This window comes from Mesorhizobium sp. M1182 (assembly GCF_040318335.1).
Lineage (GTDB): Bacteria > Pseudomonadota > Alphaproteobacteria > Rhizobiales > Rhizobiaceae > Mesorhizobium.
Map to the genome: position 1 here is coordinate 65,330 of NZ_JAMYMD010000024.1, position 26,794 is coordinate 92,123.

Annotated in this window: 18 protein-coding genes and 6 pseudogenes; 9 read left to right on the forward strand and 15 right to left on the reverse strand. The window is 59.7% G+C overall.

What is annotated here, in order from left to right; genetic code table 11:
• The first annotated feature begins 7 nt into the window (after positions 1-7).
• Positions 8-478, forward strand: a complete 471-nt coding sequence (locus NKH33_RS23700) for a Ros/MucR family transcriptional regulator (RefSeq protein ID WP_352452644.1) — start codon at positions 8-10, stop codon at positions 476-478.
• A 225-nt stretch (positions 479-703) separates the two neighbouring features.
• Here the strand turns inward: NKH33_RS23700 and NKH33_RS23705 are convergent, their stop codons facing one another.
• On the reverse strand, positions 704-916 hold the full coding sequence (locus NKH33_RS23705; protein ID WP_352921718.1) for a cold-shock protein: 213 nt from the start codon (positions 914-916) through the stop codon (positions 704-706).
• A gap of 373 nt (positions 917-1,289) precedes the next feature.
• Between NKH33_RS23705 and NKH33_RS23710 the strand changes: the two genes are divergently transcribed.
• From NKH33_RS23710 to NKH33_RS23720, 3 genes are all read left to right on the forward strand, one after another.
• A complete protein-coding gene (locus NKH33_RS23710) occupies positions 1,290-1,517 on the forward strand; it encodes a hypothetical protein (RefSeq protein ID WP_352473851.1) in 228 nt (75 codons plus the stop codon).
• Positions 1,518-2,461: 944 nt separating this feature from the next.
• Positions 2,462-3,883 (forward strand): M16 family metallopeptidase, encoded by a 1,422-nt coding sequence (locus NKH33_RS23715; protein ID WP_352921720.1) that lies wholly within the window; start codon positions 2,462-2,464, stop codon positions 3,881-3,883.
• Positions 3,884-4,392: 509 nt separating this feature from the next.
• Entirely contained in the window at positions 4,393-5,850 is a 1,458-nt protein-coding gene (locus NKH33_RS23720; protein WP_502906759.1) for an NAD-dependent succinate-semialdehyde dehydrogenase, read from the forward strand.
• An 830-nt stretch (positions 5,851-6,680) separates the two neighbouring features.
• On the opposite strand, the gene NKH33_RS23725 is transcribed toward NKH33_RS23720, so the two are convergent.
• From NKH33_RS23725 to NKH33_RS23740, 4 genes are all read right to left on the reverse strand, one after another.
• Positions 6,681-8,684: a class I tRNA ligase family protein gene (locus NKH33_RS23725; protein WP_352921722.1), complete on the reverse strand. Its 2,004-nt coding sequence runs from the start codon at positions 8,682-8,684 to the stop codon at positions 6,681-6,683.
• A gap of 335 nt (positions 8,685-9,019) precedes the next feature.
• A complete protein-coding gene (locus NKH33_RS23730; protein WP_352921724.1) occupies positions 9,020-9,799 on the reverse strand; it encodes a phytanoyl-CoA dioxygenase family protein in 780 nt (259 codons plus the stop codon).
• Positions 9,800-10,305: 506 nt separating this feature from the next.
• On the reverse strand, positions 10,306-11,568 hold the full coding sequence (locus tag NKH33_RS23735; RefSeq protein WP_352921726.1) for a lysine N(6)-hydroxylase/L-ornithine N(5)-oxygenase family protein: 1,263 nt from the start codon (positions 11,566-11,568) through the stop codon (positions 10,306-10,308).
• 292 nt (positions 11,569-11,860) lie between these two features.
• Entirely contained in the window at positions 11,861-12,349 is a 489-nt protein-coding gene (locus NKH33_RS23740; RefSeq protein WP_352921728.1) for a hypothetical protein, read from the reverse strand.
• Between the two features lie 56 nt (positions 12,350-12,405).
• Between NKH33_RS23740 and NKH33_RS23745 the strand changes: the two are divergent.
• A pseudogene (locus NKH33_RS23745) lies at positions 12,406-12,645 on the forward strand (histidine phosphatase family protein); the annotation flags it as partial.
• Between the two features lie 52 nt (positions 12,646-12,697).
• Here the strand turns inward: NKH33_RS23745 and NKH33_RS33290 are convergent.
• From NKH33_RS33290 to NKH33_RS23760, 4 genes and pseudogenes are all read right to left on the reverse strand, one after another.
• Positions 12,698-12,815, reverse strand: a pseudogene (locus NKH33_RS33290) (ATP-binding cassette domain-containing protein); the annotation flags it as partial.
• Positions 12,816-13,640: 825 nt separating this feature from the next.
• Positions 13,641-13,758, reverse strand: a pseudogene (locus NKH33_RS23750) (IS3-like element ISMamg1 family transposase); the annotation flags it as partial.
• Between the two features lie 173 nt (positions 13,759-13,931).
• Positions 13,932-14,378 (reverse strand): hypothetical protein, encoded by a 447-nt coding sequence (locus NKH33_RS23755; protein WP_352706668.1) that lies wholly within the window; start codon positions 14,376-14,378, stop codon positions 13,932-13,934.
• Positions 14,362-14,622: a hypothetical protein gene (locus tag NKH33_RS23760; RefSeq protein WP_352921730.1), complete on the reverse strand. Its 261-nt coding sequence runs from the start codon at positions 14,620-14,622 to the stop codon at positions 14,362-14,364. The genes NKH33_RS23755 and NKH33_RS23760 overlap by 17 nt, the downstream gene beginning before the upstream one ends.
• Before the next feature lie 614 nt (positions 14,623-15,236).
• Here NKH33_RS23760 and NKH33_RS23765 point away from each other — a divergent pair.
• The 3 genes and pseudogenes from NKH33_RS23765 to NKH33_RS23775 all read left to right on the forward strand — a co-directional run.
• Positions 15,237-15,545: pseudogene (locus NKH33_RS23765) on the forward strand (IS110 family transposase); the annotation flags it as partial.
• Positions 15,546-17,178: 1,633 nt separating this feature from the next.
• The gene (locus NKH33_RS23770; protein WP_352921732.1) at positions 17,179-19,269 is read left to right on the forward strand and encodes a prolyl oligopeptidase family serine peptidase; all 2,091 of its coding nucleotides are present in this window, start codon (positions 17,179-17,181) and stop codon (positions 19,267-19,269) included.
• Positions 19,270-19,443: 174 nt separating this feature from the next.
• Complete coding sequence (locus NKH33_RS23775; protein ID WP_352706678.1) at positions 19,444-20,139, forward strand: OmpW/AlkL family protein; 696 nt, start codon at positions 19,444-19,446, stop codon at positions 20,137-20,139.
• A 375-nt stretch (positions 20,140-20,514) separates the two neighbouring features.
• Here the strand turns inward: NKH33_RS23775 and NKH33_RS23780 are convergent.
• Positions 20,515-20,712, reverse strand: a pseudogene (locus NKH33_RS23780) (ArdC-like ssDNA-binding domain-containing protein); the annotation flags it as partial.
• 1,249 nt (positions 20,713-21,961) lie between these two features.
• On the opposite strand from NKH33_RS23780, the gene NKH33_RS23790 reads away from it, so the two are divergent.
• Positions 21,962-22,237, forward strand: a complete 276-nt coding sequence (locus NKH33_RS23790; RefSeq protein WP_023803403.1) for a DNA -binding domain-containing protein — start codon at positions 21,962-21,964, stop codon at positions 22,235-22,237.
• Positions 22,238-22,249: 12 nt separating this feature from the next.
• Here NKH33_RS23790 and NKH33_RS23795 read toward each other — a convergent pair whose 3' ends face one another.
• The 5 genes and pseudogenes from NKH33_RS23795 to NKH33_RS23815 all read right to left on the reverse strand — a co-directional run bounded on the left by NKH33_RS23795 (position 22,250) and on the right by NKH33_RS23815 (position 26,494).
• The gene (locus NKH33_RS23795; RefSeq protein ID WP_352706681.1) at positions 22,250-22,744 is read right to left on the reverse strand and encodes a DUF2285 domain-containing protein; all 495 of its coding nucleotides are present in this window, start codon (positions 22,742-22,744) and stop codon (positions 22,250-22,252) included.
• Between the two features lie 58 nt (positions 22,745-22,802).
• Positions 22,803-23,060 carry a transcriptional regulator domain-containing protein gene (locus NKH33_RS23800; protein ID WP_352706683.1) on the reverse strand — a complete coding sequence of 86 codons (258 nt, stop codon included), beginning with the start codon at positions 23,058-23,060 and terminating at the stop codon, positions 22,803-22,805.
• Positions 23,061-23,093: 33 nt separating this feature from the next.
• Positions 23,094-23,719, reverse strand: a pseudogene (locus NKH33_RS23805) (acyl-homoserine-lactone synthase).
• A 91-nt stretch (positions 23,720-23,810) separates the two neighbouring features.
• Positions 23,811-24,539, reverse strand: a complete 729-nt coding sequence (locus NKH33_RS23810) for a LuxR family transcriptional regulator (RefSeq protein ID WP_502906758.1) — start codon at positions 24,537-24,539, stop codon at positions 23,811-23,813.
• Positions 24,540-25,087: 548 nt separating this feature from the next.
• Positions 25,088-26,494, reverse strand: a complete 1,407-nt coding sequence (locus NKH33_RS23815; RefSeq protein ID WP_352921737.1) for an aminotransferase — start codon at positions 26,492-26,494, stop codon at positions 25,088-25,090.
• Positions 26,495-26,794: the final 300 nt, after the last annotated feature.

Genomic DNA, 26,794 nt, shown 5'->3' on the forward strand with positions numbered 1-26,794 from the left:
GAGTTTCATGACAGAAGAAGCCGAAAAAAACATCAACACCCTCATCGAGCTCACGGCCGATGTCGTCTCAGCCTATGTCTCCAACAATCCGATCCCGGTGGGGGATCTCCCTGCCCTCATCGGCCAAGTGCACGCGGCTCTGAAAGGGACGGCGGAAGGTGTCTCTGCAAAAGAGCCGGTTGCCCTTACGCCTGCAGTCCCGATCAGGAAGTCGGTGACACCGGACTACATCATCTCCCTTGAGGACGGGAAGAAATTCAAATCGCTAAAGCGCCATCTGTCGACCCACTATGGGCTGACGCCGGATGGATATCGGGCCAAATGGGGCCTGTCGGCGGATTATCCCATGGTCGCGCCGAACTACGCCGCGGCGCGCTCGTCATTGGCCAAGACAATGGGGCTCGGCCGCAAACCGAAAGCGCCGGAAGCGCCGGAGCCGGCGCCGACGAAGCGAACCCGCAAGAAGGTCGCGGCTTGATTTCGGCAATGGAGATCCGTTCTGGAGCGTTGCAGCCATCGGCTTAATCTGCGCGTCATATCGTCACAAAAAGGCGGGGCCAACCCCGCCTTCCTTTTTTGTTTCATGAGGAATTCGCGACGCCTGCAGCAATCTGCTGCCCTCAGTTTTTGCTCGCTCCTATCGAGCGGCCGTGAGGACCTCCGGACCTACGCGCCCACTCTTGCCAGGACGCAGGAGAAAATTTCAACCAGCTTTGCTGAGGCTGGCAGCGGAGGATTTGCCGGTGCGGCGATCCTGCTCGATCTCATAGTTGATCTTCTGGCCGTCAGCGAGGGTCGAGAGGCCCGCGCGTTCGACAGCGGAAATGTGGACGAAAACATCCGGACCGCCATTGTCGGGCTGGATAAATCCAAACCCCTTGGTGCTGTTGAACCACTTTACCGTTCCAGTAGGCATATACGTGTTCCTCCTTAACAATTGCAACGTCGGGCAGGCCATTAGGCCTGCCTGACTCATAGCCGAGACTTGGGCGCAGCAAAAAGCGAAAAATTGTTAAGCCCCGATCAGCTGGCGCACTCCATTTTGGCCGTAGTCGCCAGCAAGCACTGTCCTACACTACCGCTCGAGCATGGCCGGAAGCGCCCGATCCTTCCAACGCTCCTCAGCGCCACGTCTAGGGCTGGTGCTTGGAGGCACGGGACGTAAGGCCGACCGCTGCTCGTGCCGCCAGGTCAAAGGCCGGGTAGTTGACGGAGCTACCTTCGTGCATAACGGCTTGGCAAGCGCTTGAAGGAGTTTCGAATTGGATTGTTTCAAGAGGGTCGAGGGGTTGATCGATGCCACCAGCGTGGAAGCGATCGATAACGCGCGCGTTTTGCTGGACCAGTTCAAGGGCAAGTCAGAAACAATCGCCCAAGCGATCGACGACTTCCTACTTGATTTCATGACCTTGCTGTTTGTGGTAGAAGCTACCCGCGAGCGGTTCCACAATCCGGCGAGGCGGTTGGCGCGTATCAGATTGAGCAGGATCAGGCTGTTACTCACCCGATGCTCTTGACCTAAGGGACCACGCCGCCAGGGATGCGTTTGCAGCCGCAAAGAAGGCAAAATCTGTTCGCCGGCAAACCGAGCACAGCCAGTCGGTATTTGCGCAGATGAATTCGACCGCGACCGCCAAATTCTCCTGTTTGGTACCCAGCGACGACGGCAAGCGCGGACAGCTTCCGTGCTGCTGTCCTCCAGCGACAGACGTGCCTGCATGCCCTTCTACGGCGAGCTCGACGGTTGTTTCTTACGTTTGACCAAGGTCCCGCGCAAACACTCCCCTTTCCCGCAGCAACTCATCAGGCTCAACGGCCTCGCGGCAGGCGCATTACGCCAGAAGCGCGCGACCGCATCGTTTTTTCCCGCCCGAGTCCTACGATCTTCGTTTTCCCGCGCCTCGCGTATATCGCCCAACTCGCCGATTTTTGGATCAGATCCGAGCAGGCTCCGCGCTCGAGTTGGCTGGGCTGCTCACGCCTCTGCCCTTCAGCATCGACCCGGTCTGGCTGTCGAGGACAGGGTTCCGCTGGGGTGACCAACATCTTCATTCTCACCGTCAGTGCAGCGGCCATTCGAAGCGCATCCTGTACCCCTCCCCGGCAGCGCGCCCGATCGTCTTCCGAACGAAGAAGATATTCTCAGCCGCGCGCGCGTCGCGTTCGGCCCTGTCCGATGTCCGACAATGTCGGATGCGCAACATGGTAGAGCCCTGTCCACATGCCTCGAACGGTTTTCTGATCTGGCACGGTGCATGCTTGGTCATCCGCAAGGCGTCGCGGACCAAGGAGAATCCGTCCCATGATCACCTCACCAAGAAATACCGCCGCAGGTCTCCTGGGTCCATCCAAAGAAGAGGCTCGAGTAAGGCTTGGTCCCATGAAGAGCTTATTCATCTGGCTCGGCGCTGGCCGCCGATCCTCCCACGCGGGGAGACGGGGACGCAGCGCCTTCATCAAAATGAGGAACAAATCTCTTTGCCTCGAACCTTGCCTTTCGACCAGCCACCACAACCGCAGCCATCGATCGTCCCCCTGGCTGTGCAGGGCGTTCATTGCCACCGCGCTGGCCCTGGTGACGACCGCTCCGGCTCTGGCCGCCACCGACGGCGGCAAGGTGACGGATTTCCTGCTCGACAACGGCATGGAAGTGGTCGTAATCCCCGATCACCGCGCGCCGATCGTCACTCATATGGTCTGGTACAAAATCGGCAGCGCCGACGAGCCACCCGGCAAATCCGGCCTTGCCCATTTCCTCAAGCATCTGATGTTCAAGGCGACGACCAACCACGCCGCCGGCGAGTTGGACCGAGCCGTCTCAGCCATCGGCGGCTACAAGAACGCCTTCACGGCCTATGACTACACCACCTTCCTCGAGACGGTGGCGCCCTCGGCGCTGGGTGAGATGATGGGCTTCGAGGCCGATCGCATGTTCAACCTCATCCTCAACGACGATGATATCAAGACCGAGCGCGACGTGATCCTGGAGGAGCGCCGTTGGCGCAGAGAGACGAACCCGCATGCTCTGCTGGACGAGGAGGTCAACGCGACGTTGCGGCAGAACCAACCCTACCGCATTCCGGTCATCGGCTGGATGGAGGAGATGGAGAAGCTGAACGGCACCGACGCATTCACCATCTACAACAAATACTACCGACCGAATAACGCCGTGCTGGTGGTAGCCGGCGACGTAGAGCCTGAGACGGTCAAGGCGCTGGCCGAGAAGACCTATGGCAAGGTTGTGCGCGGGCCGGACCTGCCCCCGCGCAACCGCCCGGACGAGCCGGAGCAGAACACCAGGCGCACAGTGACGCTGACCGATGCGCGCGTTTCGGTGCCGAGCTTTTCCACTCAATGGGTGGTGCCGTCCTATCATACGGCAGAGCCCGGCGAGGCCGAGGCGCTCGACCTGCTGGCCGAGATCCTCGGCGGCGGTAACCGCAGCCGGCTATATCAGGAGCTTGTCGTCAAGCAAGGCATAGCCTCGGCGGCCGGCGCCTCCTTTCAGGGCACCATGCTAGACGACACCAATTTCACCATCTCCGGCTCGCCGCGCGGCGATGCAAAGCTCGTCGATCTCGAAGCGGCGGCCGTTGCCGAAGTCGCCCGGATCGCCAAGGATGGCGTCACCAGCGACGAGCTGGACAAGGCCAAAGACCGCTATATCCGCTCGGTGATTTTTGCGCACGACGAGCTGGACCATATCGCCAACATTTATGGCAAGACGCTCACCACCGGTGGCAATGTGAAGGACGTGCTCGAGAGGCCGGACCGCGTCCGCAAGGTCACCACCGACGAGGTCAAGGCGGTCGCCGCGCGTTATCTGGCGCTCGACCATTCGACCACAGGCTATCTTTTGCCGCAGCAACAGGCGGGGAATTGATCATGAGCTCCATCCCCATGCAAATGCGCCGGCCGGTCTTCCCTCGGCGCGCCTTCGCCACCCTGTTCCTCTCCATCCTCTTTCTCGTCTTGCGGGCGCTCGCCGGCTAAACGGGATCTGTTTAAAGCCGCGAGGAGCGGTTTTCGCGGGCCTTGCCAGGCATTTGCCGGTTCAGGCGTCATTATTGGGGTGCGCTCCTCCTCAGGCCAGCCTCTCTTCGAGTCGATAGAGTCGCCGATTCGTGGTCCGCAGATTGTAGGCGCAGGCCACCAGCATCCACTCCGCGCGGCTGGCGAAGCCGATGTCCGTTGTTCAATCGTTCGACTAGTAGAACCGCGAGGCATCTTCTAGCGTATTCAGGTATTCTCCCTTTCCAGTTGGGTACCGTGGTCTACCAGCTGTCTGGCCGAGGCCCTATAAGGAACCCGGACGTCGCGGAGTACACACCGCACCTGCTATATATACCTGCTGCGTTGAGGAGGAATCCGGTATTGCCCCTGTGCCTGCCGATGATCCGTCACCTGAGATGCCCTGACCTGTTTGGACCCATTGATCGCCTGCCGGCACTTGGCACGCGGACTAGCGAGCGGATATTCGAGGTCCTCAACCCGTCGACTGGCGAAGTGCTGGCAGAACTACCCGACATGGGTGTCGAGGAGACATGCGCTGCGATCGACAAGGCCTATGTCGCTCAGCCTGGATGGGCAGGGTTGACCGCACGTGAGCGCAGCGACGTTCTATGGCGATGGCATCAGTTGATCATCGACCACGCCGACGATCTCGCCGAGATCCTCACCGCCGAGATGGGCAAGCCGCTTGCAGAAGCCAAGTCGGAGATATCCCATGCTGCGGCGTACCTGCAATGGTACGCCGAGGAGGCCAATCGCGTCTATGGCGAGACGATCTCCGCACCATCGATGGACCGCCGAATGCTGGTAATCAAGCAGCCCATCGGAGTTGTTGGCACGATAACGCCATGGAATTTCCCGGCCTCGATGGTGGCGCGCAAAATCTCGCCAGCCCTGGCGGCGGGCTGCACGATCGTCCTCAAGCCCGCTGAACAGACGCCGCTCGTGGCGGGAGCAATGTTCGCCCTCGCCCATCAGGCTGGCTTTCCCGAAGGCGTCGTCAACCTGATCTATGCGTCCGAAGGTGACGCGGTCGGCCGCGAACTTTGTACCAATCCCAAGGTCCGCAAGATCAGCTTCACCGGGTCGACTGAGATCGGGCGCCTTCTCATGCGCCAGTGCTCGGACCAGATCAAAAAAGTCAGCCTTGAGCTCGGTGGCAATGCACCTTTCATCGTCTTCGATGATGCCGATATCGATGCCGCGGTTGACGGTGCGATCCAGGCGAAGTTCCGCAATGCCGGCCAGACCTGCGTTTCGGCGAACCGCCTTTACGTCCAGTCGGGCGTTCACGACGAGTTCGTCGAGAAATTCGTGCAACGGGCTCGCCAACTTCAAGTTGGTGACGGTTTCGCTCCCGGAGTGGACATCGGACCGCTCATCGACAAGCACGCTTTGGCCAAGATCGAATCCCATATTGCCGATGCCGTCGCCAAAGGCGGCGCAATTCGATGCGGGGGCAAACGCATCGGCACGAATGGCACGTTTTTCCAACCGACAGTCCTGACCGGTGTGTCCAGCGAGATGACCGTCGCGCAAGAAGAGACATTCGGGCCGCTGGCACCGATTATTCGCTTCAAAGATGCGGATCAGGTCGTGCGTGAGGCCAACGACACGATCTACGGCCTCGCGGCCTACTTTTATGCCTCCAACCTGAAGCGTGTCTGGCGTGTGGCCGAGGCCTTGGAATATGGAATGGTCGGGGTAAATACCGGCCGGATGTCTTCAGAAGCGGCGCCGTTCGGTGGGATAAAACAGTCCGGCATCGGGCGGGAGGGATCCCGCCATGGCCTCGAGGACTACCTCGAAATGAAATATCTCTGCATGGGCGGCATCTGAATTTTCGGCTTGCAGGGTTCACAGACCGGGTATCCTAGCGAGCGATCTCCAAATATGTGAATTGGAGGATCGCTCCTCGATTGGGAACTGAGGGGCGGCTCCGTACCCGAGCAAACACGCAATCCTGAAGGAGCACCCTGCCTGACTTATCTCTCGACGAGACAAGCGTCTGAATTGTCGGCGAAGACGGCGTGCATGTGACGCAGGATACGCTTGCGAGGGATTTGGCGGCCCTCGCCGACTATCTTCAAGCGACGGGCTGTCTTTGCGCGGGTCTGGTTGGAAGCTTGTGCACCATCGCGATCGTGAACGCTGGTTGTGCGCAATATCCGGTTTCTGGGGCAGAATTTTGAACCTGCTATCTTCCGATTGTCGGTAGCTCAGTTGTTCTTCGGCCGACTGCCGCGCCAGTACAGGCTCGGACAGAATCGAAGATACCATCAGGCAGGCATTCGCATTCGACATTTCCGGTGATCGGCGCACGATCCAGGGCGCGCCAGGTTGACCAAGCGCCTCGAACCGCATGACAGTCTTGACCGGCTGGAGGACGGAAATCCCGCGATGCCGAAGAGGTTGGTCAGCGCAGTCGAGCCCACACGGCATTTGCGGCACGAAACAGCAAGGGCTGGGAAGCGATCGGCCGAGCGGTCCTCGTAGGCGCGGGCAAGGGTGTCGACGATGCGTTGGTTCAGGTCCGCCAATCTGGTCTCTACCGTCTGATAGCGGCTTCGGTCGTCAGTGACAGCGAGTAAATATATTTGGCATCATCGGCTTTGATTGCCGCGCAGATCTGGTCGAGATTGGGATAGCTCACTGGTGCACCTTTGGGCTCATAGTGCTTCCTCCTCATCGAGATGAGGATTGCCGGATTTGGCGTAGAACACCAACACGGGTCCGAGATCAAAGCGCGTCCCGGGCGCAAGGCGCTGGACGGACCGGGGCCATGTTTCGGTTGAGACGCCATCGATGCCTCGCGCCAGCGTTCTGGCGAATCGGGGCATCAGCGGAGCGAGTGTCGGTGCCAGGATCGCAGCGGCCGTCGTCTGAAGGGCTAGCGAAGTCCGATTGCGGGCCGGATAGAAACGTCGCGCCGCCGCATAGTCTCGCGCCCGACGGTAGATCACGCAATCGCGCACGAAATCGCAGACCTGAGCGGCCGCGCGCCGGACCGAGAAGCCTTCGTCCGAATATGTGCGCTCCACCGCCGCGCGATAGATCTCTATCCGAGCAAAGAAGGCGCGGTCGAGCGGGCTCCAGTCGCCTGCATCGGGTACACGGCTGGCAAAATCCTGCTTGATTTCCTGGTTCAACGCATCAAGCCAGTTCAGCCAAATCCCTTGGAACACCTCGTTCTCGGTGCGGCGCAGCGCGTCCAGCGTGAAATCCGTCCGCTCACCTTCCGGGCGTGTCAGGCCCAAATGGAGGCGCACGACGTCGACTGTCTTTGGGCTCAGAACCTCCTTGCCCCAGACCGCATGGCGGCAGCTGGTTGAGAACTTCTTGCCGTCGAGCAGGTAGAACTCGTTGACGTGATAGTGAATGCGTGGCGTCCACTGGGAGAAGACCTCTGCGTAAAGAGCGGGGTAGAGTAGCGCGTGGTAGAACGAATTGTCGAAGCCGAAGAAATGGACAATCTGCCAGTCGTTGCCGGGCATCTCCGCCTTCCAGTCGCGACCCAGCAAGCGGCCGAGCGCCTGGATGTTGTAAAGAAAACCGAAGGCCATTTCCGGCCAGACCCAGATCACTTGCCCCGGGAACCCTTCGGCCGGCAGGCCCCAGTCCGAGGGGTGGGTAATGGGCACTGAAAAGTTGCCGCGTCGGCGTAGGCGCGCGAAGAGATCCAAGATCCGTAGCGGGACGCCCGACGCCCTTAGATGCCGGTCGATATTGTCGTAGCATCGGTCCAAGGCAAGTTCCGGGCGGTGGACGGAGCCGACCAGCGGCGCCTCGGCAGACTGTCGTGACCGGGCTGCACCCAAGTCGTGGCAAAGGTTTGGGGCGCCGCATTCCTCGCAGATGTTGCCACCGGCGGAGCCGCCGCAATCGGGGCAGAGGCCGCTAACATCCGGCTCGTAAAGATAGTGGCCTGTCACAGCATCGAAAAGCGCAGGGCTCTGGCGCAGATCTACCGCCGTGCTGCTCAGAAGACTGCGGAAACACGCCGCTTGAAACTCGCCGTAACCGTCATCGCCCATTGTGGCTTGGAAGCTGTGGACGTCACAATCGAGAAGTGCAAGCGTGGCGCGAATCTCGTCGGCGTAGTAGCGCGCCACGTTTGCAGGCGTCGATTGATCGGCATCGGCGCGTGTCGTGACGTAGCTCTGGTTGTCATCGCTTCCAGTGAGGTGATAGGCTTCGACTCCTTTCATGCGCAGGAAACGAGTATAGACGTCGGCGCCGAAATAGGGGCCAGAAAGATGCCCCAGATGCAGATCGCCATTTGGCGTTGGCGGCGTGGAGAAGACGAAGATCGGCCCGCGTGGAGCCGTGGTCTTTGCAGCGGCATCAAGGGCGGCCTCTCCGTCTCGCCAGTAGACATCGACGAAATCTAGGTCTTCGTTTCCGTCGTTGCGCAGCACATGCGCTTCAAAAGGGTGGAACAGAACGACATCGCCCGCCTCGACCGAGATTTCCCCAAGGTCCGTCCTGACCTTGCCCGATCCTGACAGGATCACGAAGGCCTCGATTTCGTCGTGCCGATGGGGCTCGGATGTAACGCCCGGTACCACCCTGCCGAACGAAAAACCCGTGCCGACGCTTCCCGTTCCAAGCGTGGCCATGTCGATACTGAACGCTCGCGACAGCTCCGTTCGAGAAAACGTGTATTTGCGCATGACGAACCTAAGCTGTTGAAGCAGTGGGATCTTCGGCTGCCAACGCAACAGCCTCCCGTACAATTTGTGGAGAGAAACGGTAGCCCGAACCGTTGGCGGCCCCGGCCAGGATAATGCAGCTCTGGGCCGCCAGGCGGGCGACGAGGGGGGCGCCAGTCGGGCTGCAGGCGTCATAGAAGACCGCCCTGCGACCACCTCCACAATCCACGTGCCGAAGCCTCGTAACGGGCTGCGGTCGATGCTCCGCGAGCCCGCAAATAAGAACGCCATACTCTCCGCGCATTTTTGAGCGGTCGATCAGTTTCGTGTGCATGCCTCCGCCTGGCTGCGTGAGCTCAATCGCGATAGAAAATGCCATTTGGGGGCTTGAGTTTGTCGAGATCGGCCACTTTGCCCTCGGGCGGGTTAAGGGCGCGCTTAAGCACGTTATATTCAGCGCGGGTCGGTCCACCGGTTGAAGCACGCTGGAACACCAAGTAGAGTGTCCGCCGCGAACGATTGCTTTTGTTCGGTCGTGAGTAGTGCGGTGCGTAATCGTCGAAGATGAAGATGTCGCCAGCCTTCCATACTACGGGTTCCCAGGAGAACATTTCGGCGACTTGAGGATCGATCACCCCACTGGCATCCATGGGAAACACCCCCTGCTTGTGGTTGCCGGGGCTGAAGAAAAGCCCGCCGTTTTCCGGGTCGGAGTCGTCGATGCCTATGGCAACCACCGCATGGACCATCCGGTCGGGGAGTTTGTGTGGAATGTGATAAATGTCCTGATGCGGGAGATAGCCGCCGCTGTCGGGGTAGTGGAAAATCAGCAACTCCTTGAGCCTGCGCGAATCTTCGCCAAGCAAATCCTCGACCGCTGACTTTATGCGCTGATCTTCTAAGAGCAAACGACGCAATGGATCATGGAAGTCGAGAAAATTCTCGATCTTGGAGATGATCTTTCGATTGTCCGTCGTCTTCTCGAACCACATGAGCCATTTATCATCGCTGACATCCCAGCGTGACATATCTTCGACAAAAGTAGAGATATCTTCCTGAGCCGCTGGAGCGAAGAACCTTTCGAGCTTGACGTATCCGTCTTTCTGCCACTTTTCTCTTTGTGCATCAGTCAACATGCGAAAAGCCTCCTGTTGGAAAGACTGGTTGGTCGGACATCCCAATTAGGGCAGTCGGGCGCTGGTCAAGTTGCGGGTCCACGGAGACGGACTCACGTCATGTGGGACGGCGATGCTAAGTGCGTTCCGCTCCGGCGGATATTGTCCGCAGAAGCTCGGCGCGAGACTGCCTATGTCAGGCTCAGCCGGGTCCAGGGGTTCCGTAAACTGGGCCGGATCAATCGCTTCACCCGGTCCAGCCACGACACGCATCGCTAAAGGCCGGCACCATCCGCTGACCGCCGACCCAGCCATGGCCGCCAAGACCACGGCGCTCTTTCGAGTGAGCGACCTGGTACGGTCTTGACAACCGTAGGGGAAATGCACGCCCCCAGCATAATGCGATGCGCCGCTTGGTCCAAGGGCTTGTTCGGCCACGATGATTTCGGAGAAGCCTCCGGCCGTCGCCGCAGCGGAGGTGGACATCATTCCTAGGATGCCACCGCCGATGATCAAAAGTCTACGAGTCATATCCCGCTGCCCATTTCTTCGGCTGCGGGGGCGGGCCAGCTCTCGATCGAGGTATGGCTGATGAAGCCAGGATGCTCGGGGTTCGCGCATGGCGCGCGCCCAAGAAGGCTATCGAGGATGCGGCGCGCGCGCCAGGCCAGCAGGCTTAGGTTCGGATCGGCCAGGCCGCGCTGCCCGAGGCTCGCGTTTTGTACGAAGATGCGTCTGTCACGCGGTCCCTCCCAGCTCACCGAAAAATCCTCGCGAATAGCTAATTCATCGTCGATCTGCTCCAGCCGGTGCGCGATGGGTTCCAAGAAGTCTGGCACCGCGTTCTCGTAACCGGTGGCCAGGATGACGATGTCAGCCGTGACTTCTTCGACCTCGTCCATGCCGTGCTGCAGGGTCAGCCTGTGACCCGGTCCGGCGTTGATGCAGTGCGAGACGGTGCAGCCCGGCCGCAGTGTGATGTCGCATCGGTTTGGCTCGACAAATGCGTGGCGGTACAGCGCCTGATAGATCGCGCGCAACGTGCTTTCCGAAATGCCGTCCGAGGCAAGCACGAAACGCCGCAGGAGCAGCTTACGCTGCGACTCGCTCATCGCCGCGAAACGATCCGAAAAGCAGGGCATGAACAACTCGTTTGTGAACGGGCTGTTGTCGAGAGGCAGGTAGTTCTCACGCTGCGAGACCCAAGTGATCGAGGCAGGCCGCCGTTCTTTCGGCAGGCCGACAAGGTGCAACATCACCTCGGCTCCCGACTGGCCTCCGCCGACCACGCAGACATGCTTTCTCCGCACCTCAGGGTGGATGTGCAGTAAAACAGATGAGTGAAACAGGTTGCGTCCAATCCAGCCCTGAAACTGAGGCGGAATTTGCGCCTGCTTGCCAATGCCGACGACGACGTTCTTGGCGCCGAGAACCGCCTTATCCGTCCGCACCCGAAACTCGCCGTCAAAGCGGATTTCGCGCACCGTCTCGCCGCCACGCACAAGTGGGTTCCTGTGGAAGGCCCAGTTCAGGTATTGCTTGAACTCAACTCTGAGCACGGCTTCGAACTGTGCGTTCAAGAAGTGATACAGACGCCCGTTCTCGTGCAGGAAGTTTACGAAAGTGTAGGCTGATCGCGGATTCACCGGCGTGACCAGATCCTTGAAGTGGCTGACCTGGAGCTCCGAGGAATCGAATGCGATGCCTGGATGCCAGCGGAAGTCGACCTGCCGATCCAGGAACAGTGCCCCTTGCCCAACTTGCTCGTGTATCTGACACGCAAGGCTCAAATTAGACGGCCCAGCACCGACCCCAACGCAAGATAACTCCACTTGCTTTCCTCCTATAGAGTCTTCCCACCTAGGCGGCTTGTTCGCGGTGAATATCGGCCATAGCCATTGGGGCCCCTCGCGGACGTTTTCGAGCCCCGGTCCCGACTGGGTTTGCGAGAATTTGTCCAGCGCGTTCGGGTCGTCGAATGTAGACCCGAGCATTCCAGCGCGGTGACAATCGACGGGTCATACCGGCTACGTGGGGCAACGACGTATGTCCTTTCCGCCCGTCTGGATGCCCGCGTCGCCATCACGCGAGACGCTTTCCAAGCCCATTCAGGTGTTTGAAGCCGGCGCAATCGCCCGCCTCAACCATGGCGCGCCGGCCTTTCGGCGGCTTGATGGCAGGCGAGAGCGCGGTTTTCACTGCGGCGACGGCATTTTCGGTGCGCATAATCATGGACGACGTCTCGCTGATGCGTTCGCAGAGTCCCATGCATGGGCCGTGCCAGAGAAGGAAAATTTTATTAAACAATGGTTTGGCGGATTTGCGATCCTGTCGGAAATCCGACATTGAGGGGGACGCCTCACGGCGGCGCCCGATTTGCACGTTGATGTCGCCTTTTTCCGAATAGCTAATCGGGCAGATTCTGAACCAGGATACTTCTCTTGCCCGACAGATCGCGATTTGCCTTCTCCCATCGAGGGCATGCAGACCGAAGCGTCGGGCAATAGCGGCTGCCGTTTGGGATTGCTCGGTGAAGGTCGGAGCTGTAGATTTCGAGCTGTTTCTGACCAACCAACGCCGCCAGACGTTCGGCCGTGGCCTCCGCATCACGCGAAATCAGCTACGGCGTGGCAGGTGGACAACCGCAAGATTGGCTTGATGCTCGCTATAATCCCATCTCCGATGACAATCGGCTAGATCACCATTGTGGGATTGAAGGCGCAGAAACCCGCCGGGAGGTAGCGACCCGCGTATTTCCTCGGGTGAATGCGATTGTGGATCGACCGTGCGCAACTCAGATCATTGTGACCCATGGCTTCACGCTTAGTTTCGTCAGCGGGGCATGGATGAAGATACCGATTGATGGGGCCGGCTTCTTAAGCTTCCCCGCGAAGTCAGGAAGCATCACGCATCTGCGTGAATCTCCGGATTCTGGTAAAGAGCCCGAGCCAACCCAAGGCGCTGCTTCTCGCCGCCGGAGAGGCGTACGCCGTTCTCGCCCAAAATGGGTCTGGAAGCCACCGGGCCAGCGCTCGATCATCCATGAAAGCATGAACGCAACAGGCACTTGAATCGACACCGACACACTGTCCGGGACTTATCAGTTATTCCCGGTCACCCCGAATATCTGGACGCCCTCGTCGCCGGAATAGGAGCTGAGGAATATGCCGGCAGTTAACCGCTCGTTAATCATGCGGGGCGTAGCCCAAGAAGCGTCACTGCACCTTCCCAATCGAATGTGACCTTGAAGACCCGGCACCCAATCCCTCCAGATTGGGTGCCGGGTCTTTTTGTTAGCGAGAGCAAGGGCTGAGAGGTAGTTCTGCATGGCGATGCTATCGTGTTGCCATGCGACGCCATCTTGAACTTGCAGAACATGCACTCGATCACATTTCGTGCGAGAGATGCGTACTATTCAGGTCTGAACCTGACAACAGATGCACGGTGATTTACCGCTCTATGCTTCCATCCGGAAGGATCTGGAGCTAGAACTGTTTCTCCTCGATGCCAATATTCCGCAGAAGGTTCGTTTTTTGTGGCGGCGATAACCGGATAACTATAAGCCGTTCAAGCCTTTGCCCGAACCGACGGGCCTCATTTCGGGCTGCTCGACGTGCTGAAAGAGGCGGCGCATGTTCGCAGGCCGTTATCAGCCGAACTGCGAGGCAGGAGGACCGTCACAGCTTTCCAACGCGCCATTGCGCGGATGCGATGATGTGAGTGGCGAGAGCGGCGCGTCTGGGGTGACGAAGAGATTTCGGAGCGCCGAGAACATCGAACTGACGAAAAAGCATGCAGCTCTCGCCGCATGGCGCGCGGCAGCAAGCTGCTTCCCCTCGCGGATTCGCATCGGGCGTCACCATTTTTTTGCGGCGACATCCTTCAGAATCGCGTTGTCCAGGATCTGCTCGGCCAGGAGCTTCTTGAGCCGGGCGTTCTCGAGCCTTCAGGCGACGTACGTCGGATACCTCCATCCATCCCGCCGGCCGAAGCCGAGGCACGCTACCGTGACAATAACGAAACGGCTTTCGGCAAACCCGGTGCGGTTCAGTCTGAGCCTGTTAAGCTCTTCGATCAGTATTCATGCTCGCCATCTACTGGCAAGTACGCGCTCCGCCCTGCTCGTCCGGCTTGCTGGAGCAGCAGAGGACGTTTACGAAGTAATCAGGGTCAGAATCTGACATACCACACAAAATAATATTAATAGCAATAGGATGAAGCTAAAGGGCTTTGTCTTTGCAGCATGTCGGATGTTTGCGTCCGTAACGACTACAGGAACTGCATGTGCGATGAAGGCAATCATGTTCCCCATTAAGAAAACGCCCATGAGCGCGATGCCAAGAGCAAAGAGCACGGGGGTGTTGGGGGCGCCCATATCCAGTAGACCTTTAATGATTGCGCCAGAGAACATCAAGGGCAGCACAAATTGCCAAAAGATAATCTTGCGAGATGATCGCTCCCGCAAGTCAGGCATGAAGCAATAAGCGATCAACGCGTAGCATCCAACAAAGACCCAAGGCATCCACGGTTCGGACGAAAAATTAGCTATCAAGAGCTGGGCCAGTGCCGGGAACAGACTGAAGTCACCGAAGATGTCCATGAAAGCCTGAGAAATTCATGAGGGGGTGGCGGATGTAGCACAAGCCATTGAAATGCCGTGGGATTTGGTTGCTAAGGCCGATCCGAATCATTTCGGAGACTACACCCATGAATGATCTTACGCCGCCGCTGAGCGGTTTGTCATCTGTCTGCGGCAAGTCGAAAACGCGGTACCGCAGACGGTGCATTGCGTGCAGTTCGTCCGCAAAGTCGTCGTACCAATCGGGTACGTTCAGCTGCATCATGAAGGCCTCCGGGCAGAAATGACCCTGCCATTGGAGGCGAATGCGTCCGCGAAACAGCCTGTGCACATGCACAGGGGACCAAAGAATTCAGTTTCTCAGAAAGAGAACACCGTGAGGAGGCCAGCAGCGCAACGGCCTGATTTTGGTGCACACGCCGAGCTTCTGGCGCCCGAGCGCCCGCCCTTGCCTGCCTCCCCGCTGGCGGTACGCTTCTGTCCTGCCTGCTCGTTTTGTCCTCCGCTCGCCAATCGCGGCTTTCCCCGGAAGATCCCATGGGCGTTGAGGCAGCGCTCGATTCCAATCTCGCGTGCCTGCCCCCCGTGAGTGGGGTGGGCGGCAGAAAGCGACTGGCCAGGCCCGCTGAACGAGGCAAGCCGCACCCGATGGGCCGGAACGAAGGGGAGGATGCGAGGGAGCGAGCATTGCGACATGCCGCAGCGGGCCTAGAAAGGAGCGTCGCCCACCCCCGCGAGCGGGGGTAGGCAATAATCAAACCGCATCGCGAAGCGATGGCCGCAGCCGCGATCAAATCGCCTCGACAGGCATATTGCTCAAGAAAAACTTGCAGGGGTCATATTCATGAATAATGAAACACCCAATGTGCAGCCGAGGCGATCCACACGACGCTGGGCGCCATCTTCCTGTCTCTGGAGCTCAGCCGCTCGACTTGGTTGGTGACGAGCTTGCTTCCCTGCAACGGAGAGAAGTTATCAAAGCACACCGTCAAGGCAGGCGATGCGGCCGGGTTGTTGGACCTTGTCGGGCAGTTGAAGGCAACGGTTCGGCGCAGAACGGGCCGTGAAGTGCCTGTGATCACAATCCAGGAAGCTGGTTTGGACGGCTTCTGGATCCACCGGGTTCTTGAGGGTGGAGGCATCGAAAGCCATGTTGTCGATGCCGCATCCATCGCCACGTCACGCAGGTGCAGCTGCCGATGCGCAGCGACCGTATGTGAGTTTGGACCGGTGTTATCACCGCGCCATGACGACAGGCTCGGACCCTGGATCACAACGCGCATTGAGGTGATATGCGAAGACGGCCTTGACGAAAAAGCCCCATGTGAGCGGGGTGGGCGGCGAGTCGCCACCCGGAAAGGCCCGCCGTGGTAGGCGGACCGCATCCGAAGGACCGGAACGAAGAGGAGGACCCTGAGCGGCACGCGAAGGGTTGCGGGCTGCCGCGGCGGGCCTAGAAGGAGAGCCGCCCACCCGCGCCGCCGGGAAAGGCGCTACAGAGAAGAATTGCGCGCGTCTGACGAGCCGCGCCAGGGGCGAAGCCGAATGGCCGAAACCGCCTGAGCCTGTCGAAGAAAAAGCGGGCTTGGTTCACGAGCACCCGGCGCGCGCCGTCAGGCGCGCGGGCGCCCGCTACGACCGCAGGCTGGACAGAATCTCGCAGGGATGGGCGTCAAGCGCCGCAGTTACGTCGAGAAACTCAATGACATCGAGACGCCGCTCTCCACCGTCGTATTTGGCCACAAGGATTGCTGACGACCAAGCTTCTTCAGACGAGGAAGTGCCGGTATCCGCCATTCATCAGACGGCCGCGAGAGACGGCGCGGCGGATAGGGTCGCGCAGGTGATCGCGCGGATCCCTCCAGTCGGCGTGGACGCGCCGTTGGCCGATCACGCTGGAGGGCCGCTCAACCGCAAAGGTCATAGCGGCAACACTGATGATCGGGCTCGGGATCCTCACGCACAGCAGGTGCCAAACTGCGTGTCGTTCTTGGAAAACCCTCTGCTGACGCGCGAAACCTCAAACACCCTTACCGCTCCTGGATGCCTTCCGTTGGATTGAGCCCTGCCCGCCCCCGACGTCGCGTGAAGACTTAGGAGGCAGAACTCGCACCACTTACCAGTACGCAAAACACTGCCCGCGCTTGCTCGCTGGCCTCAGTGGCCTCCAGACATTGGCCCATGTGGATCCCGAGGATGGGGTCAGGCAATCATGCGCAAACATAATGCCCGAGAGATGCGAGTCTGCCGACCTCAGCGTTGACGGCGCGAGTTCAGCCTGCAGGAGGGCGTTGAAGAAGCCGGGTTTTCACGCGAGTTTCGCGATAGCGCCTGCATTGCCGGCGTCGGTTTGGATTCTCAGGCCCGCCGCGGCGGGTCAAAGGTAGCAGGCTGAGCCGATACCGCCGAAATCGAACAGGAGAGTGGGCGCCCAACCGCCTGAGGTTCATGACCGCTGCGGTGAGGAAGACCGGCATATCCAAACCAACTTCGGTGTGAGCTTCACTGCTTGAGTTATGCAAGTTTCCTGCGAGCTCGCACACGAGATCGATCAGGCGCTTACGGTTGCAGTCATTGTCGGATCTACGACGATGCCGGACATAAGACACAGCGCCATCAGAGTGGTCGCATTGTTCTGAAACGATTTTCCTGGTTGGCACGACACATGCAGTCCGATGCGCAAACGCACTGCCGCGTCGCACCAACTGAGAAGAACTCATCCTATGATCACGCTCGCCGAGCATGCGCTCGCCGCCGCAAACAATGAGCTTTCCCGAGCGGACGGAAGCCTTTGCGCTTTCATTCTTCAGGTTGCACGGACATGACCGCATTCGATTTCCGCCCAACGCTGAATGCTCCCGACGATGATCCTTATCTTTGGCTTGAAGATATAGAAGGCGAACGGGCACTTGACTGGACCGCCAGCCAGTCGGCCAGGACACTGGAGCACTTCGGTGGAACGCAATTCGAGCGGGACCGCGCGGCCCTGACAGCGATCTTCGACCGTCCTGACAAGATTCCCTTGATCACCCGCCACGGTCACTACCTCTACAATTTCTGGCAAGATGCCCGCAACCCGCGCGGACTGTGGCGCCGAACCACCTTTGCCGCCTACATGAAGGCGGATCCCCAGTGGGAGCTCCTGCTCGATGTGGACGCCCTCGCCGCTAGCGACGGAGAGGACTGGGTCTGGGGGGGCGCGTCGATCGAGCCAGAGAGACGGGAAAGAGCCGTTCTACGCTTCTCGCGCGGCGGCAGCGAGGCGGTCGTGCATCGCGAATTCGATCTGGAGTCTGTTAGCTTCGTCGCCGACGGTTTCAACCTCGCGGAGACCAAGGGCGGGGTAAATTGGCTCGATCCTGACACGCTTCTGCTTTCCAGTGCGCTTGGTGATGGCATGGCCACCCGCTGCGGCTACGCGCGCACCGTGCGGCTGTGGAAACGTGGCGCGGATCCGCTCACCGCGCCGGTAATCTTCGAGACCGGTCCCGAATCCCTCGGCGTGTCCTGCCATCTGGACCGCACCGCCGAGAGCGAGCGCCTTTGGTTCATTGAGCAGGCGACCTTCTTTGAGAAGATCGGCCGAATTGGCGACAGGAGCGGGCCGAAGATGCGGATCGACCTTCCTCGGGACGCCTCGTGGAGCGGCTTCGGCGACTGGCTGGCGGTAAAGCCGGGCAAGCCGTGGACAGTGGGAGGGACGACCCATGCCGCGGACGCGCTGATCGGTATCTCGCTTTCCTCCTTCATCGCCGGCGAGCGCAGTTTTGCCACCCTCTTTGAAGCAGGCGACAGGCGCTCCCTGCAGTCATTCTTCTGGAATAACGGGAAGCTCATTATCTCCTACCTCGTCTACCTCGTTCCGCGTTTCGACATGTTCACCCCCGACCGCGAGGAATGGACGCGCCGAGTGCTGGACACCGTGCCCGCCGAAGGGACTGTTCACCTTCGGTCGCTCGATGCGGAACATCTCGAGACCAACGGAGAGGTCCTCGTTTCGGCTCAGAACCCGATCAAGCCGCGGAAGCTTCTCCTATTAGACCTCAATGCCGCGGCGCCTCTCGGCGCTCCAGTAATCCTGAAGCGCAACCCGGAGAATTTCGACGCATCCGGGCTGGTGGTCACGCGCCACGAGGCAGTCTCGACCGGTGGGGAGATGATCCCCTACACGCAGGTCGGTCCGGCGAACGGGAACGGGGATGCCCCGGTTCACCTCACCGCCTACGGCGGGTACGGCATATCGCTCCTGCCCCACTACAACTCCTCGCTCGGCAAGCTGTGGCTCGAACGCGGCGGCACGTGCGTGGTGGCGAACATCCGGGGCGGCGGAGAGTTCGGCACCCGTTGGCACGAGGCCGGGCGCAGGGAGGGCAAGCGTCTCGCCCATGACGATTTCGCCGCCGTTGCCGCCGACCTCGTGCGAAGGGGCATTACGCTGCCGAGGCGGATTGCCGCCGAGGGCGGCTCAAATGGCGGCCTTCTGATCGCCAACATGCTTACCCGCTATCCTGAGCGTTTCGGCGCGCTGTTCTGCAAAATGCCGCTTGTCGACATGCGCCGCTACACCAAGCTTTTGGCGGGCGCGAGCTGGATTGACGAATATGGCGATCCCGACAAGCCGGAGGAATGGATTTTCCTAAAGGAAATCTCCGCTTATCACGTCGCGACGCCGGGACAGCCCTATCCGCCGATCCTGCTTGCCACCACGAAGCGGGACGACCGCCTCCACCCGGGCCACGCGCGTAAGATGGCCGCAAAGCTGCAGGCTCTTGGCTATCCCGCTTACTTCTATGAGCCCGGCGCGGGCGGGCACGGCTACGGCAAGAACAATCGGGAGCGGGCCGCATTCATTGCCTTGGGCACCAATTTCCTTCGCAGTGCGATCGGCTGGCAAGCCGATGGCGTTCGATAGGTCAGCGGGACCCAGACAAAGAGCAACGTTTCAATCAGTGGGTACAGGTCAATGGTTGCGAGCACGGCGCGAATAATGTGTGCGCGTTCCCACGCAAATTGCGCATGAGCGCTCCGCCAATCAAGATTTTTCGTAGTTCGGTCCACATTTTCTGAAGAGCAAGGAGAGAATATCATGGCGAGAAACCAAATGCGCGCGGCGCGGGGAGTAACAGCGGCCGTTGTCCTCATCGTGATGGGACAGCAGGCCGTCGCGGCGGACCTTGCGCAAGCCGCGAGCGTCCCGCAGGCAGGAGCCTCGGTCACGCAAGAGCCAAGTCCTTGGCAACTCCGCCTGCGTGGGTTGGGGGTCATCACCGAGGATTCGGGCTACGTCAATGCAGTGTCAGGCTCCGGTCTTTCCTACTCGAACACCGTGATCCCGGAACTCGATATCTCCTATTTCTTCACGGACAACATCGCCGCCGAGCTCATACTCGGCACCACCTATGCCAACATCGAGGGCCAAGGAGCGATCGGCGCGCTGGGCAATATCGGCAAGGTTTGGCTGCTGCCGCCCACGCTCACATTGCAGTATCATTTTACCGATTTCGGCGCGTTCAAGCCCTATGTAGGCGCCGGCGTGAACTACACGATCTTCTATAACCAGGGTGCCGGCAGTGCCGATGCTCTCAAGGTTAAGAATACGTTCGGCACCGCGCTGCAGGTGGGATTCGACTACATGGTGGATCAGCACTGGGGCGTCAACTTCGACGTGAAGAAGCTTTTCCTCAAGCCAGACTTCGACGTCACGGTCGACGGCGCGAAGCTGACGGGAAAGGCGGAGCTCGATCCCTGGTTGATAGGCGCAGGTGTGACCTACCGCTTCTAACAACGAAAGCTGAAGGCGGCTGCTGATAGCCGATCGGAAATGAAGGGCGCCTCGCGCGCCCTTTTTTACGGTCGTCCCTGCACGGGCGACACTTGAAGAAGCCGTTGTCGACGGGCGGCCGCCCTCCTCCAGCGGACCAAGAAGGTACCCCTGGTCAATGCGGCCTCGACTAACGCCTGAAATGGACGTGCTTAGATGCGCTTCGAATCAGGATGGTTGTTGGGTATTGTTGATGGACTGCCCGGCATCAGTCTCCCGGACGTCATGTCAGAGCTATGCGCCTGCGTAAGGCGAGCAGGGCCTCCCTCGACGCCGACAAGATGCCTTGTTCAGCCTGCTGCGACAGCTGCTGTTCTTTTGCTGCAGGAGCGGTGGCTGGCGCCCAGAGGATGCATTCCTTGGCAAGCCAAGGCCCGCCTTTGCCCTGCCCCATGGCTTGACCCATGGGACGGTGCCGCGCTCCAGTTCGGCAATGATGCGGTCGGTGATCTCCTGATAGAGGCTTGCGCCCGGGCGCCCGCCCTTGCCTGCGCCAGCCTCTGTGCTGGCGGAACGCTTGCTGTTTGCACGCATCGTCTTATCCTCCGCTTCGCCGCGCCTTTCCCCGGAAGATCCCATGGGGCGGTGGAGGCAGCGCTCGATCCCAATCTCGCGTGCTTACCCCCGTGAGCGGGGTGGGCGGCGAGTCGCGACCGGAAAGGCCCGCCGTGGTAGGCGGACCGCATCCGAAGGACCGGAACGAAGAGGAGGACCCTGAGCGGCACGCGAAGGGTTGCGGGCTGCCGCGGCGGGCCTAGAAGGGAGTGCCGCCCACCCCGCGCCACCGGGAAAGGCCAACAGACAAACCGCGCCGCCCGCAAGGGCGGCGGCCGTCTCAGCCCGAAGGGCTGCCCACGCCAAGGGGCGAAGCCGAATGGCCGAGACCGCCTGAGCTTGCCGAAGAAAAGCGGGCTCGGTTCACGAGCACCTGGTGCGCGTCGCCAGGCGCGCGGGTGCTCCTGTCAGCAGCATGAAATGCCTGGAAAACCTTCTGGTCGAGTCTCATCAACCGCGGTTTCGTCGCTGCTTCCAGATCTATTCAGAATGAGGGTCGAGTAAATCGGCCGGCTCGATTCCGAGCACTCTGGCGAGTTTTGCCGCCTATCAATGCTGGCGCCATAGACCGAGCGCTCAAGTGCGCTGACATATGCTCGGTCGACGCCAGCCTCATGGGCCAGCGCTTCTTACGACAATTTCTTTTTTGGCCATGCCTACGCAGATTGCGGGCAAAGACCTCTCGGATTCCATGCACGAGAAGCCACCCTATTGTCGAGGATTTCACCACGGAGGATTCTCTACAAAAATCAGAGATAACAAAGGGGAGCGGCTGCACGGCATCACTTTAGCGAGGCAAATCCCGCTGAGCCGTAAACTCAAGGAGGTAAATCGTGAAGTTTGGCACCCAAACCAAGCGCAACGCGATCTACAGGTCACGAGAGCGACGCATTTGTGCCAGAAGCTCGCAAGGATCGATATCGAGAGCCTCGGTAAGGTCGAGAAACTCAATTACGTCCAGCCGACGTTCACCACCCTCGTACTTGGCCACGAAGGATTGTGGGCGGCCAGCATATCAGCAAGCTGGGTCTGGGTGACCCCTTTGGTTTTGCGCGCCGCAATCAGCCGTTTTAGCAGCCGGCGCTGGCGAGCTGATCGAAGGGATTTCGGCATCAGACGAACCGGCCAAGAAGGAACCGGCTCACCGACTAATCCCAGTTTCGAATTATCCCATTTTAGGATATTGTACCGTGCGCGGGCGCGGAATAGGTCTTAGGCGAGACATGAAATGGTAGACAGATTGTTCCAACCTGCTGTTGCCGACGAGGTCCCATGGGCGGAAAGCCTGACCGCTTACGACGATGAACACTTCACGACATATTTGAAGCTCATAGACGCATGCGCCGACAATGCGAGCGAAGAAGAGATGGCGCAGGCGATATTGGGCATCGATCCAGTGCAAGAGCCAGCGCGCGCCCAAAGGGCGGTTCGCAGCCATCTCGCGCGCGCCCACTGGCTGGTGGTGGCGGGGTACAAAGAGCTGTTCTCTGGCCAAAAGGCCTGATGGTGACAGTCGTTATAGAAGAAAACGCTTATAACCACCGTTCATAAGCGAGCGCCCGCGTCTGACTGCACGGCGGACGCTGTCGCGAAGATGGTCACCGGGGTGGGCCCAGTCCTGCTCGACGCGGGCTCTGCCGAAGAGAGCAAGGCCGATTTCGCGGTGTGATGCGCCAGCGATGGAGCCGTCGAGCGCACGCAAGACTCGGCGCAACCGCGAGCAACGGGGCTCGGTCGGAAAGAATCCTGGTTGCAGCCTGCCGGTCCAACAGAGGCTGTTCAGACATTCCAGCGCGTTCAGGCGTTGCTTCAGTTCCTCTGGCGACCAGAGGACGGAGGATGTCAATCGCACAGGTTCGAGGATGCTGACGCCGGAGGCAGCCAGCTGCAAGCTCCTGCCACTGTCCTCGACAAGGACGTGCTGATGCCCGTCCCGCGTGACGAGTATGGAGATGCGGCAGGAGCGCGGGGCGAGATCAAGCAAGTCGACCCCGCGCGGCCGCGCCGCCATTTCGGCAGCAACCGGCAAAACATGCGGACATTGGCAGGGGCACCAAAAGACGCTCGCATCAGTTCCTTTTGAGCTTGCAAAACAGAAGGCCCCACCGCGAGAGATCAACAGTGTTCGAAGGAAGGCTGATAATGTCCACGGATCGGGCGTTCGTGCGTTCGGCACCGCGTAACGCGTTCGCCAGATCCTTCTGGAAGTCCGGATTGCGCCTGAGGAATTCCCAGGCCCAGCCTCGACTGGTGAGCTGCTCGACATAGCCATAGGCACCATCATCTTGCCTGTCCGGCCAAGCAGGGCCAGGTCTTGTTTCGTCCATTGCATCATTTCCAGGAAGGGTTGGATTCAAGGCTCAGGCGATCTTCATGACCGGTGTCCACAGCACCGGGCCCTTGAGCCCGCCATTGCGACGGAGGGCTTCCAAGCTCTCTGTTGAGACGTCGAGATATCCGGCAACGGCGCGCGTGTTGCCTATTGTTTGCGGATCGGACAGCCGTTCGAGTGGCCAGCCGGCGCGACGCAAGATCCGCTCTATGCGCAGATCCGTACCGTAACGATACTGCACAGACCACGTGACAAGCCAAACTCGACCATCCCGGAAAACAGCTCGTAGGTGCCAATAGCGATGCCCGCCTGTTTCGGCGCGGAAGGCGGCAGATCAAGCGCAAAACGGCTGCTTTCCCAAACCCGCGGATCTTCCGGCGCCGAACGGTCTGCAAGGAGAGCGCAGAAGCTGTCGCGCAGCATCGTCGGTCCGGTGGTCGGCAACAGGCGCACGCAACCGTCGATGCGCCCGGTGGGCGAACGCAGCAAGAGGTAGTGGGGACGAAGCGCGTCGAACGGATCGACCTCATAGCCGCCGCTGAACGAAACGTCCCAATCAAGTCGATCCCTGAAGACGCGATACCGCAAGCGGTGCATCTGCTCGAGCTCGTCGCTGAACTCAGCGTAACAATCCGGCGTGATCAACTGCATCATGATGGCCTTTCTCCCTCGCATGGATAACACCTGCGATTGAAGGCAAGGGCCGGAGTTGATACAACCTGTGCATGTGCCCAGGTTTCGGAGATCAGGTGAAGAGAGATGGCCTGGATAGTGCAAGCCGAACGGCTGCCTGAATAACCGTCTTCACGCCAAGCTTCATCCTGGCGTTATCCCGATGATAGGCTGCGGTGTGCCGACTGATTCCCAAGATGCGGCCGATCTCCCACGCCGTCTTTCCGCGAGCCGCCCACTTCAGACACTCCATTTCCCTTCGCGATAGGGCAACGCCATCCACGATCCTGCCGTCGGCCAACTTGCGACAGGCATGAAGATGGAAGAAGACCGCGATGAGCTGCAGCACGCGGTCATATCGGTCAATCAGGCGGAAGAACAGTGGTCGCCTTTCATCCGAGGCGAAGGTCAGTGCTGCAAACGTACCGGTGCTGCCATGGATCGGGATCGTGAAGCCGCAGTGAATGCCAAATTGCGTCGCCTCATCCATCAATTGTCGCTGCTGCGTCGACAGTTCGAGATCAGCACCGTGCGCATCCCAGTTGAATGGTTCCTGACCACCACGCGCCTGATGGATAACCGGGTCAATCTTTTCATACCGACTGTGAAGGTAGTGAGATGTCCAGGATTGAGGATAGGTGGAAATCAGGCGCACCTTGCGGCCCTTGCCAGGCGAAGGGAAAAGATAAGCAAAAGAAGGCAAATCGAGCGAAGAGGCAATCTCGCCCAGAGCGTTGCGCAGGTCCATCGCGTCAGCGCTGTCTGCGATCTGCTCTACAAATCTATGAAAAGCGTCTTGCATAGCTAAACTGCAGTGAGTTCTGGCCGCCTCCAGGAGCCCAGACGGGTAGACCAAAGCGCAGCCATTGAGGAAAGAAGGCCCGGCAGGAGACTGAGCTCCGTGCCGGGCCGGTGCGCCTTGGGAGGGCGATTGTGCTTCGACGGCGCTCTTATCGACACTGAGACCTCATTCCAGCGCCATCTCTTAGCAGGCGACAGTTGTCATCCTTGGGTTTGCACTTCCTTACGGTCGGGGTGTCTGTTTACGGGCGGTTGAAGACTCTTTCCATGGAGGAGCTCAACCTCACGGAAGCTTGCACATCGGCGGCCGTCTCTGAGAGCGTCACCTCTACAATTCTTGCAACAGCCTACGTTGCCATCTCGGACGCGAAGGCGGTATTGTGTTTCGAGATTTGCGTCGCATTTTCGGCATCGGCTCGCACACCCTCCATGCAAGTTGCCTTGAAAGCGAAGCGGATTTTTTGCGCGCGCCAGCTCATGACGCCACAGGGGCTCCCGGAGGTGATATCCTGGTCGACCCGAGTGGGAGGCGTCATCCGTCACGTCAGATCATATCGCGCCCTCCGCCTTCAGCGCGCGATAGGTCGTATCGACTGATTTCGCGGTTGCGTCGACGATGATGTCGATCTCCTTTCGGGTAATGATCAGAGGTGGGGCAAAGCCGAGAATATCGCCGTGCGGCATAGCTCGCCCGATGACACCATTCTCAAACAGAGCAGCGGCGGCGCGCACGCCGACCTGAAGTTCGGGCTCGAATGGCACCCGTTCTTTAGGATCCCGCATCAGTTCCACGGCGGATAGGATGCCTACGCCGCGAACCTCGCCAACAATGGGATGTCCCTCCAGCTCGGCTTTCATTCGGGCCTGCCAGTACGGTCCGACATCCCGAACATGCTCCAAGATGTTTCTTTCCTTCAGCAATTTAATATTGGCAAGCGCGGCCGCCGCGCAGAGCGTGTGACCGGAATATGTCCAGCCATGGCCGAGTGGGCCGTGCTTTTCCGTTCCTTCTTCCAAGACGGACCAGACGCGGTCGCCGATAATTGACCCGGAGATGGGCAGGTAGGCTGAACTCAGGCCCTTGGCGATAGTTACGAAATCCGGGCGCATGCCATAGAGGTGGGAACCGAATTTCTCACCCGTTCGCGCGAAGCCGCAAACCACCTCATCGGCAATAAGAAGGATGTCGTATTTGTCAAGCACCCCCTGAATCGCAGCCCAGTACCCCTTTGCAGGCGGAACGATGCCACCGGTCCCAAGTACCGGCTCTCCAATGAAGGCTGCAACGGTCTCTGGGGCTTCAGCGAGGATAAGGGCTTCAAGTTCGTTGGCACAGCGCCTGGAGAACGCCTCCTCATTTTCGCCGTCGCGCGCCTGGCGATAGTAGTGTGGCGTCGTCGTATGGCGCACCAAATCCAAAGGCAGGTCGAAGAAATCGTGAAAAAAGGGAAGCCCTGTCAGGCTTCCGGTGACCAGCCCGGACCCGTGATATCCGCGATGCCGCGAGATGATCTTCTTCTTTTCGGGGCGCCCGAGGATGTTGTTGTAATACCAGACCAGCTTGATGTTGGTTTCGTTGGCGTCGGAGCCGGAAAGGCCGAAGTAAACCCGTCGCATGTTCTGTCCGAAATATTCGACCACGGCCTCTGCCAAGAGGGCGACTGGCTCGGTGCCTTGGCTCGCATAGACATGGGCAAACGGCAACTCGTGCGCTTGCCGCGCGATAGCCTCGGCAATCTCCGTGCATCCATATCCCATATTGACGCAATAGAGCCCGCCGAAACCGTCGAGACTTTTCCGACCCTCCGTATCCCAGATGTAGACGCCTTCTGCGCCGGCCATGATCCGGTTTGGCGTCTCGCCGCGACTGTGCTTGGCCAAGTGTGTAGACGGATGAAAGACGAAGCTTCGGTCCTTCTCCCGCAGCTGCTCAGTCCCCAAATTGCTCAAGCTCATAGTTCCTCTCCTCGGGAGCAGTAGGCAGAAGACACTCACGCAGCCGCCTATTGAAAACAAGCATACTCGCTAACACCTCTCGAGTTTCGCGGGAATGCACACCTCTAGCCGACGAATTCACGGAATCTGCACCAAGCGCCGCGAAAACCAAGGCTTGGGAAGATAGTGATGGGGTTGTCTAATCGCCGCTGGGACGTCAAGCATGTAATTGCGTCGAGACGACGCTGCCGGGTGCATGGTTGTCTTCGCGGTCGACATCAGTCGCCGCATGATGGAGCTCCGCGGACGAGCCTTCAATGT

What these genes read in the sequence shown, in the direction of transcription:
- NKH33_RS23700 (WP_352452644.1), top strand. Translation starts at nt 8, where the DNA reads ATGACAGAAGAAGCCGAAAAAAACATCAACACCCTCATCGAGCTCACG.
- NKH33_RS23705 (WP_352921718.1), bottom strand. Translation starts at nt 916, where the DNA reads ATGCCTACTGGAACGGTAAAGTGGTTCAACAGCACCAAGGGGTTTGGA.
- NKH33_RS23715 (WP_352921720.1), top strand. Translation starts at nt 2,462, where the DNA reads ATGAGGAACAAATCTCTTTGCCTCGAACCTTGCCTTTCGACCAGCCAC.
- NKH33_RS23720 (WP_502906759.1), top strand. Translation starts at nt 4,393, where the DNA reads ATGATCCGTCACCTGAGATGCCCTGACCTGTTTGGACCCATTGATCGC.
- NKH33_RS23725 (WP_352921722.1), bottom strand. Translation starts at nt 8,684, where the DNA reads ATGCGCAAATACACGTTTTCTCGAACGGAGCTGTCGCGAGCGTTCAGT.
- NKH33_RS23730 (WP_352921724.1), bottom strand. Translation starts at nt 9,799, where the DNA reads ATGTTGACTGATGCACAAAGAGAAAAGTGGCAGAAAGACGGATACGTC.
- NKH33_RS23755 (WP_352706668.1), bottom strand. Translation starts at nt 14,378, where the DNA reads ATGGACATCTTCGGTGACTTCAGTCTGTTCCCGGCACTGGCCCAGCTC.
- NKH33_RS23760 (WP_352921730.1), bottom strand. Translation starts at nt 14,622, where the DNA reads ATGATGCAGCTGAACGTACCCGATTGGTACGACGACTTTGCGGACGAA.
- NKH33_RS23770 (WP_352921732.1), top strand. Translation starts at nt 17,179, where the DNA reads ATGACCGCATTCGATTTCCGCCCAACGCTGAATGCTCCCGACGATGAT.
- NKH33_RS23775 (WP_352706678.1), top strand. Translation starts at nt 19,444, where the DNA reads ATGGCGAGAAACCAAATGCGCGCGGCGCGGGGAGTAACAGCGGCCGTT.
- NKH33_RS23790 (WP_023803403.1), top strand. Translation starts at nt 21,962, where the DNA reads ATGGTAGACAGATTGTTCCAACCTGCTGTTGCCGACGAGGTCCCATGG.
- NKH33_RS23795 (WP_352706681.1), bottom strand. Translation starts at nt 22,744, where the DNA reads ATGGCGGCGCGGCCGCGCGGGGTCGACTTGCTTGATCTCGCCCCGCGC.
- NKH33_RS23800 (WP_352706683.1), bottom strand. Translation starts at nt 23,060, where the DNA reads ATGGACGAAACAAGACCTGGCCCTGCTTGGCCGGACAGGCAAGATGAT.
- NKH33_RS23810 (WP_502906758.1), bottom strand. Translation starts at nt 24,539, where the DNA reads ATGCAAGACGCTTTTCATAGATTTGTAGAGCAGATCGCAGACAGCGCT.
- NKH33_RS23815 (WP_352921737.1), bottom strand. Translation starts at nt 26,494, where the DNA reads ATGAGCTTGAGCAATTTGGGGACTGAGCAGCTGCGGGAGAAGGACCGA.